Here is a 14,676-nt window from a genome sequence, read left to right on the forward strand (position 1 = left end):
AAGTTAACCAACCCGGACATTGACACAGGTCGTTACTTCAGAACCTACACAGTGGACGCGAGCAACTGAGGACAAGCCCTCGGCCTATTAGTACCAGTCAACTCCACCCGTTACCGGGCTTCCATATCTGGCCTATCAACCCAGTCGTCTACTGGGAGCCTTAACCAATCAAGTTGGTGGGAGCCCTCATCTCGAAGCAGGCTTCCCGCTTAGATGCTTTCAGCGGTTATCCTTTCCGAACGTAGCCAACCAGCCATGCCCTTGGCAGGACAACTGGCACACCAGAGGTTCGTCCGTCCCGGTCCTCTCGTACTAGGGACAGCCCTTCTCAAGACTCCTACGCGCACAGCGGATAGGGACCGAACTGTCTCACGACGTTCTAAACCCAGCTCGCGTACCGCTTTAATGGGCGAACAGCCCAACCCTTGGGACCGACTCCAGCCCCAGGATGCGACGAGCCGACATCGAGGTGCCAAACCATCCCGTCGATATGGACTCTTGGGGAAGATCAGCCTGTTATCCCCGGGGTACCTTTTATCCGTTGAGCGACGGCGCTTCCACAAGCCACCGCCGGATCACTAGTCCCTACTTTCGTACCTGCTCGACCCGTCAGTCTCACAGTCAAGCTCCCTTGTGCACTTACACTCAACACCTGATTGCCAACCAGGCTGAGGGAACCTTTGGGCGCCTCCGTTACCCTTTAGGAGGCAACCGCCCCAGTTAAACTACCCACCAGACACTGTCCCTGATCCGGATCACGGACCCAGGTTAGACATCCAGCACGACCAGAGTGGTATTTCAACAATGACTCCACAACCACTGGCGTGGCCGCTTCAAAGTCTCCCACCTATCCTACACAAGCCGAACCGAACACCAATATCAAGCTATAGTAAAGGTCCCGGGGTCTTTCCGTCCTGCTGCGCGAAACGAGCATCTTTACTCGTAATGCAATTTCACCGGGCCTATGGTTGAGACAGTCGAGAAGTCGTTACGCCATTCGTGCAGGTCGGAACTTACCCGACAAGGAATTTCGCTACCTTAGGATGGTTATAGTTACCACCGCCGTTTACTGGCGCTTAAGTTCTCAGCTTCGCCACACCGAAATGTGACTAACCGGTCCCCTTAACGTTCCAGCACCGGGCAGGCGTCAGTCCGTATACATCGCCTTACGGCTTCGCACGGACCTGTGTTTTTAGTAAACAGTCGCTTCTCGCTGGTCTCTGCGGCCACCACCAGCTCACACTGCAAGAGTGATCACCAGCAATGGCCCCCCTTCTCCCGAAGTTACGGGGGCATTTTGCCGAGTTCCTTAACCATAGTTCACCCGAACGCCTCGGTATTCTCTACCTGACCACCTGAGTCGGTTTAGGGTACGGGCCGCCATGAAACTCGCTAGAGGCTTTTCTCGACAGCATAGGATCATCCACTTCACCACAATCGGCTCGGCATCAGGTCTCACCCACATGTCATCCGGATTTGCCTAGATGACGGGCTACACCCTTACCCCGGGACAACCACCGCCCGGGCTGGACTACCTTCCTGCGTCACCCCATCACTCACCTACTACCACCTTGGGTCAGCGGCTCCACCACTCCCCTCAACTCCGAAGAGATCAGGGCGGCTTCACGGCCTTAGCATTAATGGGCTCGATGTTTGGCGCTTCAAAGCGGGTACCGGAATATCAACCGGTTGTCCATCGACTACGCCTGTCGGCCTCGCCTTAGGTCCCGACTTACCCTGGGCAGATCAGCTTGACCCAGGAACCCTTAGTCAATCGGCGCACACGTTTCCCACGTGTGTATCGCTACTCATGCCTGCATTCTCACTCGTGAACCGTCCACAACTCGTTTCCACGGCTGCTTCACCCGGCACACGACGCTCCCCTACCCATCACCACACCCGTTAGGGCTGTTGTGGCAATGACACGACTTCGGCGGTGTGCTTGAGCCCCGCTACATTGTCGGCGCGGAATCACTTGACCAGTGAGCTATTACGCACTCTTTCAAGGATGGCTGCTTCTAAGCCAACCTCCTGGTTGTCTCTGCGACTCCACATCCTTTCCCACTTAGCACACGCTTAGGGGCCTTAGTCGATGCTCTGGGCTGTTTCCCTCTCGACCATGGAGCTTATCCCCCACAGTCTCACTGCCGCGCTCTCACTTACCGGCATTCGGAGTTTGGCTAAGGTCAGTAACCCGGTAGGGCCCATCGCCTATCCAGTGCTCTACCTCCGGCAAGAAACACACGACGCTGCACCTAAATGCATTTCGGGGAGAACCAGCTATCACGGAGTTTGATTGGCCTTTCACCCCTAACCACAGGTCATCCCCCAGGTTTTCAACCCTGGTGGGTTCGGTCCTCCACGAAGTCTTACCTCCGCTTCAACCTGCCCATGGCTAGATCACTCCGCTTCGGGTCTTGGGCACGCTACTCAACGCCCTCTTCGGACTCGCTTTCGCTACGGCTTCCCCACACGGGTTAACCTCGCAACATACCGCAAACTCGCAGGCTCATTCTTCAAAAGGCACGCAGTCACGACACAAGGACAAGTCCTTGTGCGACGCTCCCACGGCTTGTAGGCACACGGTTTCAGGTACTATTTCACTCCGCTCCCGCGGTACTTTTCACCATTCCCTCACGGTACTATCCGCTATCGGTCACCAGGGAATATTTAGGCTTAACGGGTGGTCCCGCCAGATTCACACGGGATTTCTCGGGCCCCGTGCTACTTGGGTGTCTCTTAAACGAGCCGCTGATGTTTCAGCTACGGGGGTCTTACCCTCTACGCCGGACCTTTCGCATGTCCTTCGCCTACATCAACGGTTTCTGACTCGTCCCACAGCCGGCAGACTGCAGAAAAGATATCCCACAACCCCAACCACGCAACCCCTGCCGGGTATCACACGTGACTGGTTTGGCCTCATCCGGTTTCGCTCGCCACTACTCCCGGAATCACGGTTGTTTTCTCTTCCTGCGGGTACTGAGATGTTTCACTTCCCCGCGTTCCCTCCACACTGCCTATGTGTTCAGCAGCGGGTGACAGCCCATGACGACTGCCGGGTTTCCCCATTCGGACACCCCCGGATCAAAGCTCGGTTGACAGCTCCCCGGGGCCTATCGTGGCCTCCCACGTCCTTCATCGGTTCCTGGTGCCAAGGCATCCACCGTGCGCCCTTAAAAACTTGGCCACAGATGCTCGCGTCCACTGTGCAGTTCTCAAGCAACGACCAGCCACCCGTCACACACCACCATCTGGTGCTTTACCGGGGCCGGCATCGCGAAGGTCCAGACCACAGTCCGTACCCTCAGATACCCAACAACGTGCCCGGCCCACTCGATCCATCACCACGTTCCACGCCGAAGCAGTACTAGTGACAACCAATCAAGTGTGCCGAATAGTCAACGTTCCACCCATGAGCAACCAGCATCAGACATTCGCTGATGTACTGGCCTCTGACCAACCGAAGTTGGTAAGAAGTGCTCCTTAGAAAGGAGGTGATCCAGCCGCACCTTCCGGTACGGCTACCTTGTTACGACTTCGTCCCAATCGCCAGTCCCACCTTCGACGATTCCCTCCCACAAGGGGTTGGGCCACCGGCTTCGGGTGTTACCGACTTTCGTGACGTGACGGGCGGTGTGTACAAGGCCCGGGAACGTATTCACCGCAGCAATGCTGATCTGCGATTACTAGCAACTCCGACTTCATGGGGTCGAGTTGCAGACCCCAATCCGAACTGAGACCGGCTTTTTGAGATTCGCTCCACCTCGCGGTATCGCAGCTCATTGTACCGGCCATTGTAGCACGTGTGCAGCCCAAGACATAAGGGGCATGATGACTTGACGTCGTCCCCACCTTCCTCCGAGTTGACCCCGGCAGTCTCCTGTGAGTCCCCATCACCCCGAAGGGCATGCTGGCAACACAGAACAAGGGTTGCGCTCGTTGCGGGACTTAACCCAACATCTCACGACACGAGCTGACGACAGCCATGCACCACCTGTACACCGACCACAAGGGGGACCCTGTCTCCAGGGTTTTCCGGTGTATGTCAAGCCTTGGTAAGGTTCTTCGCGTTGCGTCGAATTAAGCCACATGCTCCGCTGCTTGTGCGGGCCCCCGTCAATTCCTTTGAGTTTTAGCCTTGCGGCCGTACTCCCCAGGCGGGGAACTTAATGCGTTAGCTGCGGCACGGACGACGTGGAATGTCGCCCACACCTAGTTCCCAACGTTTACGGCGTGGACTACCAGGGTATCTAATCCTGTTCGCTCCCCACGCTTTCGCTCCTCAGCGTCAGTATCGGCCCAGAGATCCGCCTTCGCCACCGGTGTTCCTCCTGATATCTGCGCATTTCACCGCTACACCAGGAATTCCGATCTCCCCTACCGAACTCTAGCCTGCCCGTATCGAATGCAGACCCGGGGTTAAGCCCCGGGCTTTCACATCCGACGTGACAAGCCGCCTACGAGCTCTTTACGCCCAATAATTCCGGACAACGCTTGCGCCCTACGTATTACCGCGGCTGCTGGCACGTAGTTAGCCGGCGCTTCTTCTGCAGGTACCGTCACTCTCGCTTCTTCCCTGCTGAAAGAGGTTTACAACCCGAAGGCCGTCATCCCTCACGCGGCGTCGCTGCATCAGGCTTTCGCCCATTGTGCAATATTCCCCACTGCTGCCTCCCGTAGGAGTCTGGGCCGTGTCTCAGTCCCAGTGTGGCCGGTCGCCCTCTCAGGCCGGCTACCCGTCGTCGCCTTGGTAGGCCATCACCCCACCAACAAGCTGATAGGCCGCGGGCTCATCCTTCACCGCCGGAGCTTTCCACCACCAGACCATGCGGTCGGTAGTCGTATCCGGTATTAGACCCCGTTTCCAGGGCTTGTCCCAGAGTGAAGGGCAGATTGCCCACGTGTTACTCACCCGTTCGCCACTAATCCCCTCCCGAAGGAGGTTCATCGTTCGACTTGCATGTGTTAAGCACGCCGCCAGCGTTCGTCCTGAGCCAGGATCAAACTCTCCGTGAATGTTTACCCGTAATCGGGTGACACTCGCGTTGAGCGGAACAACCAGGCGGAATAGGCCCGGTCGTTCACAGCGTCCTCGCTGTGTATTGCCTACCGTCACACATGGTGTCGGCAGGACTTTCAAAGGAACCTCATCTTCCGGATGTTTCCGGTCGACGGGGTATCAACATATCTGGCGTTGACTTTTGGCACGCTGTTGAGTTCTCAAGGAACGGACGCTTCCTTTGTGCCTTATCGGTTCTGATCGACTCAGTACCGGGCTCTCCGGGCGCTTCCCTTCGGGCTTGCGTTTCCGACTCTATCAGATCCTTGCGGTTCCGATTTTCGCCGGTGCGTTTCCGCCTTTCGGCTTCTTCGCGTTTCCGACCTTACCAGATCCGTTTCGTTCCGTTGCCGGTCCGAATTCGTTTCTGAATCCCCGTCGGAGGGGGTTACGCCGTGGTGCGGCTATGTGCGCTGCCGCGTCTTTCGGCGTGATCACTACTTTAGCGGAATTCCTCGTTGACGCATAATCACGTCACGGTCGAATTTCGGCATGCCGAAATTGGTCCCGGTGAGGGGCCGTGCAGTAGTGGTGTGCCGCGAAGCGGCGGGATGGCTGTCCGGTTCCTGATGGCTCCGTGGCAACTCGAAGAACCTACACGATCAGGCGGGTGCGGCACGACTTGGGGGGCACATCCGTGGTGGTTCGGGCTGTCCCGGACCGCTGGGCCCCCGGACCACCTGGTCACTGGGGCACCTGCAAGGCAGGCGCACTCCGATGATCTGTCGCTGGTCAGCGCACTCGCAGAGGTAGGTCTCCTGCGAGGGGGACCGTGATGGGCCGCAGTGGGCGTTGGTGCTGTCCTCCCGTTCATCTGGGAGTTCGCCACCGTCCAGGAGGTGGGCCGTGCGCCGCCGTTGCGGCGGCGGCCACCAGCCCCTCGACGATCCCGGCACCCCGGTGGAAGAGCTGGAGCAGGCAGATGAGGGCGCCAGCTGAGGCGCCACCAGTGCCGTTCCTCATCGGGCCAGGGGCTCCCCAGACCCTGCACCACACCACCGTGATGGTTGCCCACGACGCTCGGGAGGGCTGCCGTGAAGGCAGCCCCCGGGAACCGGACCATCCGCCGCGTGTGACCTGCACGATCAGCAATGGGGCAATCCGTCGGACCATCAGAGCGAGCGTCAGATGAGCGTCGTGGGCGTCATTTCAGCGTCGGACCACGGCCCGCAACGCCCGCACCACTCCTCATGCGCGCCCACAGAGCTACAGGTCAGGCGCCCTTATCCGCCCGCTCCAGAATGACGACGCACTCCACATGATGCGTCATGGGAAACAAATCAAACGCCCGCATCCGCCGCGGCCGGTACCCCAGTTCTGCGAAGTACTTGAGGTCGCGGGCCAGGGCCGCCGGGTCGCAGGCTACGTAGGCGATGCGGCGGGGGGTGAGGGAGGTGAGGTGGGTGACGGTGGTTTTGCCGGCGCCGGCGCGGGGTGGGTCGAGGACGATGAGGTCGACGTCGGTGATGCCGGTGCGGGGGAGGATCTGGTCGACCTTGCCGTGTTCGATGCGGACGCGGTCCAGGTCCTGGAGGTTGTGGCGGGCGTCGTCGACGGCGCGCTTGCCGGATTCGATGCCGAGGACCGCGCCCTTGTCGCCGACACGTTCCGCGAGGGCGCCGGCGAAGAGGCCGACGCCGCAGTAGAGGTCGAGGGCCATATCGCCCTTCTTCGGCATCAGGCCCTGCATGACGGCCTCGACAAGGAGGTCGGCGGCCTTCGGGTGGATCTGCCAGAAGCCGCCGTTGCCGACCCGCCAGGTGCGGTCGGCGGCCCGTTCGCGGACGAAGGGGCGGCCGTGGACGCGGTGGACGCCGCCGTCCTTCTCGCCGATACGGAGGACGGAGACGGGCTTGTCGAGTTCGACGATGGGGAGGCGGCCGCCGGGGCGCGGGGTGAGGATGACCTGGCGGTCGTGGGAGCCGGTGGCGGCGATCGCCTCGACGGTGGCCATCTGCGGCCATTCGCGCTGCTCGATGCCGAGTTCGGAGACGCCCGGGGCGGCGATCATGCAGTGGGTGACCGGCTCGATGTCGTGGGAGCGGTGCTTGCGCAGGCCCGCGTGGCCGTCGGCGTCGACCGCGTACTGGACGCGGGTGCGCCAGGCCGGTACCTCGCCCTTGGCGACCTTGTCTCCGGGGGCGGGCTCGACGGTGCCGTCCCAGCCGGCCGCCTCGGGGGTCAGCCCGGCCAGCCGCATCAGCTGCTCGGCCACCACCTCCCCCTTGAGACGGCGCTGGGCACCGGGCTTGGCGTGCTGCCAGTCGCAGCCGCCGCAGCGGCCGGGGCCGGAGAAGGGGCACGGAGCCTCGACCCGGTCCTTGGACGCCTCCAGAATCGTGACGGCGTCGGCGCGCAGGAAGCGGGCGCCCTCCTCGCCGTCGGTGACACGGGCGATGACGCGCTCGCCGGGCAGCGCATGCCGGACGAAGAGGACCTGGCCCTCGTCGGTGCGGGCGATGCAGTGACCACCGTGTGCGACCGGGCCGACCTCGACCTCGTACTCCTCGCCGACCAGCGATTTCTTGGGTTCTGCCTGCATGGCGGGAGGGCTCCTGAGATGGGGTGGTGCCGGGGCGGTACGGCGGGACGCCGACCGTCAAGTCTACGTCCCGCCGTGTGGTGCCCCGGCCCGTCCACCGTCAGGGGCGTGCGCCGCGCGGACCGCGGCGGGCCGCTACTTCTTGGTGGCGGCCTTTTCCTTCTTCGGCTGGGCGACCGGGCCGCGGCGGACCGCACCCGGAGCGTTCCATTCGGCGCGCTTGCGGGCGCGCTGCTTGGCGGCCTCGGAGGAGTCCAGCTGCCAGGGCACGGAGGTGACCATGACGCCGGGGGTGAAGAGCAGGCGTCCCTTGAGACGCAGTGCGGACTGGTTGTGGAGGAGGTGTTCGTACCAGTGGCCGACGACGTATTCGGGGATGTAGACGGAGACCGCGTCGCGCGGGCTCTCCCGGCGGAGCGACTTGACGTAGTCGATGATCGGCCGGGTGATCTCGCGGTACGGGGAGGCCAGGACCTTCAGCGGCACCTCGATGCCGCGCCGCTCCCACTCCTCGCGCAGGGCCTTGGTGTCGGCCTGGTCCACGTCCACGCTGACCGCTTCGAGGCTGTCGGAGCGCATCAGCTTGGCGTAGTTCAGGGCGCGCAGGGTGGGCTTGTGCACCTTGGAGACCAGGACGAGGGAGTGCACCCGGGAGGGGCGGACCACATCATCGTCGGGGGTCTCCTCGGCGGCGATCTCGTCGGCGACCCGGTCGTAGTGGCGGCGGATCGCGGACATCGTCACGAAGAAGATGACCATGCCGAGCAGCGCGACCCAGGCGCCGTGGGTGAACTTCGTCAGGAGGACGACGACGAGCACCAGGCCGGTGAAGAAGGCACCGAAGGCGTTGATGGCGCGTGAGCGGTGCATACGGCGGCGCTTGGCCGGGTCCTTCTCGGTGACCAGATGGCGGTTCCAGTGACGGACCATGCCGGTCTGGCTGAGCGTGAAGGAGACGAAGACGCCGACGATATAGAGCTGGATGAGGCGGGTGGAGTCCGCGCCGTAGAGGTAGACGAGGACCATGGCGGCGCCGGCCAGCAGGACGATGCCGTTGGAGAACGCCAGGCGGTCGCCGCGGGTGTGCAGCTGGCGCGGCAGGTAGCGGTCCTGGGCGAGGATCGAGCCGAGCAGCGGGAAGCCGTTGTAGGCGGTGTTGGCGGCCAGGAACAGCACCAGCGCGGTGGCCGCGGCGAGCACCACGAAGAGGAAGCTGCCCTTGCCGAAGACCGCCTCGGCGACCTGCGAGATGACCGGGTTCTGGGTGTAGCCTGCGCCGACCGGCTCGCCGTTGTGCAGCAGGTCCTTGGCGGGGCTCTCGGCCATCCTGACGTTGGTGGCCATGGCCAGGCCGATGATGCCGCAGAACATGGTGACGGCCAGGCCGCCCATCAGGGCCAGGGTGGTCGCGGCGTTCTTGGACTTCGGCTTGCGGAAGGCCGGCACACCGTTGGAGATCGCCTCGACGCCGGTGAGCGCGGCACAGCCGGAGGAGAAGGCGCGCAGCATCAGGAAGATCAGCGCGAAGCCGGCCAGGCCGCCCTGTTCGGCGTGGATGGTGAAGTCGGCCGTGGGGGCCTTCATGGTGTCGCCCAGGACGACGCCGCGGATCACACCCCAGACGATCATGATGAAGACGCCGGCCACGAACACATAGGTCGGGATCGCGAAGAGCTTGCCCGATTCCTTGACGCCACGCAGATTCATCAGCGTCAGCAGCACGATGATGCCGATCGCGCACAGGGTCTTGTGCTCGACGACGAACGGGATCGCGGAGCCCAGGTTCTCCACCCCGGAGGAGATGGAGACCGCGACGGTCAGCACATAGTCGACGAGCAGCGCGCTGGCGACGGTGAGACCGGCCTTGGGGCCGAGGTTGGTGTTGGCGACCTCGTAGTCACCGCCACCGCTCGGGTAGGCGTGCACGTTCTGCCGGTACGACGCGACGACGGTGAACATCAGCACCACGACCGCGACCGCGATCCAGGGACTGAAGCTGTACGCAGACACACCCGCGACGGACAGGACGAGCAGCACCTCGCCCGGCGCATAGGCCACGGAGGACAGCGGGTCGGAGGCGAAGACGGGGAGTGCGATGCGCTTGGGAAGCAGGGTCTCCCCGAGCTTGTCGCTGCGCAGTGCGCGCCCGATCAAGATCCGTTTGGGCACGTCGGTCAGTTTGGACACGCAGAGGATGCTAAGCCTTCGTCAACGTCCACGCCCACCCGCTCCCCGCACGCTCTGCGGCGCTGAGGAGCGGAGCGGGGCGGCCGAGGCGCGTCCGGCCTGCTGAGGGGGCGCACCACGGGGCGCACCTCCACAGGATCCGCACGTCACGTACACGTCACGGCCCCTTCCGGATGCCTTCGTGGCATTCGTCACGGGGAGGGCGATGTCGTCACGGGAGGTGCTGGCGGCGTCACGGAGAGGTGGGGGCGCGGGGTCACACCTGGCCGGCGCGGTCATCCCTGCCGGTCCCCGCACCCGCCGCCGTGCCCCGGTTCCGGGCGTGCAGATCGCCCAGCCCCTGCCGGGTGGCGACCAGCAGCACCCGGTCCTGCGGGCGGAGGACATAGTCGTCGCCGAGCTCGTGCACCAGCCGCGCCGGTGTGCGCTCCTCGGCCGGCGGCGGCGTGGCGGCGGCGCCCGCGGCGTCCGGCTCCGGGTCGTCGGGGGCGGAGGTGTCGACCGCCAGCACCCGCAGCCGCCCCGGCCGCAGCACCTCGGCGACCGTACGGCCCTCCAGCGCGGCATGGCCCCGTACCGCGAACCGGGCGATCAGCAGCACCCGGCGCTCGACCGGAATGGCCCCGAGGATCTCGCGTCCCATCATGGCGCCGGCGAACGCGGGCGCGGCCAGGTAGGTCACGCTCCGGCTGCGGGTCAGCGCCCCTGGGTGCGCGGCGCGCAGGGTGCGGTAGACGGCGGTGGCGAAGCGGTCGTCGAACAGCCGCAGGGTCACCCGCAGCCGGGGATGGACCGAGCGGGCATAGAGGGAGGCCTCCAGATTCGTGGTGTCCTCGCTGGTCAGGGCGAGCAGCGTGGCCGCCCGCTCGATCATCGCGGCTTCCAGGACGCCTTCCTGGGTGACGTCCCCCAGAACGGTCGGCACCCGCAGCCGGCGGGCCAGGGCGATCCCCCGGGCCTCCGGGTCCCCCTCGATGCACACCACGGGGATGCCCATCTCGTGCAGCCGCGCCAGGACCCGGGTGCCGACCTTGCCGAGGCCCAGCAGCACCACATGGCCCGACAGCCCGCGCGGCGGACGACGCAGGGCCGAGGCGCTGCGGAAGGTGCCGAGCCCCTCGAACGCCGCCGCGACCAGCACCGGCAGCAGCAACAGCCCGGTCAGCCCGGACAGCAGCTGGAGCACCTTGCGGGGCGCCGGTTCGTCGAGCGCCGGATCGTTGATCGCGAAGAGGTCCAGCAGCGAGAGGTAGACGGCGTGCGTCGGGTCCTCGCCCAGGGTCAGGGAGGACGCCACGGCCAGCGCCAGCACCGCGCCGACGACCCCGGCCAGGGACCAGCGCAGCCGCCGGGAGAAGAGGGACGCGAGCGGTGCGCCCCGGCCGCGGAGCCATCGGCGCCGTACTGGGCGGCCCGTATAGGAGACGGTCTCCAGGACGACGGTGCCGCAGCCGGTGGCGGCCGCGGTCGCGGTCTCGTCCGGCAGGAGTACGGGCCCCTCGTCACCGGCCGCCGAAACGGTCGCCGCACCGGTCGCGCCCGCCGGCTCGCCGGCGGACGCGGGGAGCAGCGCCAGGGTGCACACCCCGGGCTCGCCGGGCCGGCCGGGCGGCACCGGCGTACGCTCCACCGCCCGCAGCAGCAGCCCGTCCGCCTCGATGACCTTGCTGGTGCCGGCGACCGCGGCGCCCGCCAGCGCGGGGGCCACGGTGTCGGCGTCGGACAGCACCGTCGTGGACGCGTCGGCGCCCTCCGCGTCCCCGCCGTCCCCGGAGCCCAGGGCCGCGACCGCGGCCGCCTGGTCCAGCAACTCCTCCAGATGCTGGCCGAGTTTGCGGTTGTAGAGGCGGATGACCAGCCGCAGCCGGGGGTTGAGCCGGCGGGCGCGCAGCGCGGCATGGATATTGAGCTCATCGTCGTCGTAGACCAGGGCCAGCGCGCCCGCCCCCGCGATATTGGCCTCGGTCAGCGCCGCGTCGTCCGGCTGCGCCGCCTCCAGGATCCGTACGGTCTCCTCCGGTGGCTCCGCACCGTCCCCGGGCGCCTCGGACGGCAGCGGCGACGGGCGCACCATCGCCGCCGACACCCGGCCCAGCAGCGCACCGGCCCGGACGAGCGCGCGGGCCGGTGGCGGAATACGGGGGCGGTGCGGCTCCCGGGCGGAGGGGACGACGAGCGTCACCCGTTCGCCGTAGACGTCCCGGAGTTCGGCGGCCAGACGGTGGGCCAGCGCATCGTCGCCGCAGACCACCATGTGCGAGGCGGAGGAGCCCTGTTGGGGCTGGAGAGGCAGGTTGGGCACACCTCGTAGCGTGCCTTACGGGCGCGGCACGGCGCAGCCCGGCGCGAGAGGCCGTCACACCCGCCGGGCGGATCCGCATCGGACCGCCGCCCACCGCGCCCCCTACCGGAACCGCCATTACGGCTACGGTTGTACCGGACCACGGTGCGCCCCGGCGCTCCCGCTGACGCACCCGGTCCTGTCGCGAGCCGTGGCTTCGTGTCGCCGGTACTGGGAGAAGAAAGTAGTGAGCAGGGTGTTTGTGCAGGTCAGCGCGCTAGTACAGGGCACGGGGTAATCAGCATGCACATCGTCATCATGGGATGCGGACGGGTGGGCTCCGCGCTCGCACGGACCCTGGAGAGCCAGGGTCACACCATCGCGGTGGTCGACCAGGACCCGACCGCGTTCCGCCGCCTGGGCTCGTCCTTCGGCGGCCGCCGGGTCACCGGCGTCGGCTTCGACCAGGACACCCTGCGCGAGGCCGGCATCGAGGAGGCAGGCGCCTTCGCGTCCGTCTCCAGCGGTGACAACTCGAACATCATCGCCGCCCGGGTGGCCCGTGAGATGTTCGGTGTCGAGAACGTCGCCGCCCGTATTTACGACCCCCGCCGCGCCGAGGTCTACCAGCGCCTGGGCATCCCGACCGTCGCGACCGTCCGCTGGACGGCCGACCAGATGCTGCGCCGGCTGCTGCCGTCGGGCGCCGAGCCGCTGTGGCGCGACCCGAGCGGCGGCGTCCAGCTCGCCGAGGTGCACACCGCCGCCTCCTGGGTGGGGCACAAGATCAGCACGCTCCAGGAGGAGACCGGCGTCCGCGTCGCCTTCCTCACCCGGCTGGGCGAGGCGATGCTGCCGACCTCGCAGACGGTGCTGCAGGAAGGCGATCTGGTGCACGTGATGATGCGCACCGACGAGGTCGAGAAGGTCGAGGCGGCATTCGCCACGGGTCCTGAGGGGGCGCACGCATGAGGGTCGCAATCGCGGGCGCGGGCGCGGTGGGCCGTTCCATCGCGGGCGAGCTGCTGGAAAACGGGCACGAGATCCTGCTCATCGACAAGGCGCCGACCGCCATCTCGGTCGAGCGGGTGCCGCTGGCGGAGTGGCTGCTGGCCGACGCCTGCGAGATCACCTCGCTCGACGAGGCGGCGCTGCAGCGCTGCAATGTCGTGATCGCGGCGACCGGCGACGACAAGGTCAACCTGGTCGTCTCGCTGCTCGCCAAGACCGAGTACGGCGTGCCGCGGGTGGTCGCCCGGGTCAACAACCCGAAGAACGAGTGGCTGTTCAACGAGTCCTGGGGCGTCGATGTCGCGGTCTCCACACCGCGTCTGATGTCGGCGCTGGTCGAGGAGGCGGTGAGCGTCGGCGATCTCGTACGGCTGCTGCGCTTCAGCCACGGTGACGCCAACCTCGTCGAGTTGACGCTGCCCCCGGAGGCCGCGCTGGCCGGTACCCGGGTCGGCGACGTCGACTGGCCCGAGGACACCTCCCTGGTCACGATCATCCGCGGTACGCGGGTGCTCACGCCCAACAAGGAGGACGCGCTGGAGGCCGGCGACGAGCTGCTGTTCGTGGCGGCGCAGTCGCGCGAGGAGCAGTTGGAGGACCTGCTGTCGATGCGGCGCGAGTCCGCGTAGCGCACCGGACGGACGGCATCACACGCCGGGGCCCGGGAACCAAGTGGTTCCCGGGCCCCGGCGTGCTGTGTGTGCGACGCGTCAGCGGCGGTGGCGGCCACCCTGCGGGCGGTCGGCCGACGGCTCGGCCGAGGCTTCCCGCACCAGGTCCCCGCTGAGGTCGTCGGCGACCCGGGCCGGCGTCTCGCGCTCGGCGCGGCGCCGCTCCTCGGCCTCCTCCTCGGCCTTCTCCTTCGCCTCCATCTCCGCGAAGACATCGATCGGCGGCGGCGCCTTCACCAGGAAGACCCAGGTGAGATAGACCGCCAGCAGGAACGGCGGGATCTTCAGCGCGATCAGCACCCAGCCGAGCTGGGTGGTGTCCGCCCACCAGTACAGCGGGAAGAGGATGGCGCACTTGCCGAGCAGGATCAGGCCCCAGGCCCAGCTGGCCTTCGCATACGCCTTCTTGCGGCCCGGATTGCGGGTGCGCCAGGAGAGGTTCTCCTTGAACACCGGCCCCAGGATCAGCCCGAGCAGCGGGACGCCGGCGAGCGTGCTGAGGATGTAGGCGAAGGCCAGGCCGAGGGTGTAGAGCATGCCCGGCAGATAGAAGTCCTTGGCGTTGCCGGTCATCATCGCGAAGACCACGCCGAAGCCCACGCCGAAGACGCCGCTGAAGGCGTGCTTGACGGTGTCCTTGCGGACCAGGCGGAAGACGCCCAGCACCAGCGAGACGGCCAGCGCGGCGATCGCGGAGACGTGCAGATCCTTGTTGACCGTGTAGATCGCGACGAACAGAAGACCGGGGACGACGGTCTCCACCATGCCGCGGACCCCGCCGAACGCCTCGAACAGCGCCGCCTCGGTCACCTTCCTGCCGTCTACGGCTCCTTCGGTGCCCGGGTCGGGCGAGGCGGGTACGGGGCCTGCGGAGGCGTCGTGATCGGCATGCGCGTCAGTGGTCGGTCGGTCGTGAGACGTCACC

General features: G+C 65.9%; 6 protein-coding genes and 2 rRNA genes. 2 read left to right on the forward strand and 6 right to left on the reverse strand.

What is annotated here, in order from left to right; genetic code table 11:
- Positions 1-67: 67 nt before the first annotated feature.
- The 5 genes from STRTU_RS08450 to STRTU_RS08470 all read right to left on the reverse strand — a co-directional run bounded on the left by STRTU_RS08450 (position 68) and on the right by STRTU_RS08470 (position 12,042).
- A 23S ribosomal RNA gene (locus STRTU_RS08450) occupies positions 68-3,187 on the reverse strand.
- 300 nt (positions 3,188-3,487) lie between these two features.
- Positions 3,488-5,016 (reverse strand): 16S ribosomal RNA (locus STRTU_RS08455).
- Together the 16S and 23S rRNA genes form the textbook arrangement of a ribosomal RNA operon.
- Positions 5,017-6,272: 1,256 nt before the next feature.
- Positions 6,273-7,601, reverse strand: a complete 1,329-nt coding sequence (locus tag STRTU_RS08460) for a class I SAM-dependent RNA methyltransferase (RefSeq protein ID WP_159742978.1) — start codon at positions 7,599-7,601, stop codon at positions 6,273-6,275.
- 135 nt (positions 7,602-7,736) lie between these two features.
- Positions 7,737-9,788 (reverse strand): APC family permease, encoded by a 2,052-nt coding sequence (locus STRTU_RS08465; RefSeq protein ID WP_159742979.1) that lies wholly within the window; start codon positions 9,786-9,788, stop codon positions 7,737-7,739.
- A gap of 256 nt (positions 9,789-10,044) precedes the next feature.
- Entirely contained in the window at positions 10,045-12,042 is a 1,998-nt protein-coding gene (locus STRTU_RS08470) for an NAD-binding protein (RefSeq protein WP_159746784.1), read from the reverse strand.
- A gap of 330 nt (positions 12,043-12,372) precedes the next feature.
- Between STRTU_RS08470 and STRTU_RS08475 the strand changes: the two genes are divergently transcribed.
- Both STRTU_RS08475 and STRTU_RS08480 read left to right on the forward strand, forming a co-directional pair.
- On the forward strand, positions 12,373-13,041 hold the full coding sequence (locus STRTU_RS08475) for a potassium channel family protein (protein ID WP_159742980.1): 669 nt from the start codon (positions 12,373-12,375) through the stop codon (positions 13,039-13,041).
- Positions 13,038-13,709, forward strand: coding sequence for a potassium channel family protein (locus STRTU_RS08480; protein ID WP_159742981.1), 672 nt, complete (start codon positions 13,038-13,040; stop codon positions 13,707-13,709). Before STRTU_RS08475 ends, STRTU_RS08480 begins: the two co-directional genes overlap by 4 nt.
- Positions 13,710-13,790: 81 nt before the next feature.
- Here STRTU_RS08480 and STRTU_RS08485 read toward each other — a convergent pair whose 3' ends face one another.
- On the reverse strand, positions 13,791-14,675 hold the full coding sequence (locus STRTU_RS08485; protein ID WP_159742982.1) for a DUF3159 domain-containing protein: 885 nt from the start codon (positions 14,673-14,675) through the stop codon (positions 13,791-13,793).
- Position 14,676 lies beyond the last annotated feature (1 nt).

It is taken from the genome of Streptomyces tubercidicus (assembly GCF_027497495.1).
Taxonomy (GTDB): Bacteria; Actinomycetota; Actinomycetes; order Streptomycetales; family Streptomycetaceae; genus Streptomyces; species Streptomyces tubercidicus.

Bases quoted from the DNA above. Each gene is read 5' to 3' on its own strand.
- STRTU_RS08460 (WP_159742978.1), bottom strand. From the start codon at position 7,601: ATGCAGGCAGAACCCAAGAAATCGCTGGTCGGCGAGGAGTACGAGGTC.
- STRTU_RS08470 (WP_159746784.1), bottom strand. From the start codon at position 12,042: ATGGTGGTCTGCGGCGACGATGCGCTGGCCCACCGTCTGGCCGCCGAA.
- STRTU_RS08475 (WP_159742980.1), top strand. From the start codon at position 12,373: ATGCACATCGTCATCATGGGATGCGGACGGGTGGGCTCCGCGCTCGCA.
- STRTU_RS08480 (WP_159742981.1), top strand. From the start codon at position 13,038: ATGAGGGTCGCAATCGCGGGCGCGGGCGCGGTGGGCCGTTCCATCGCG.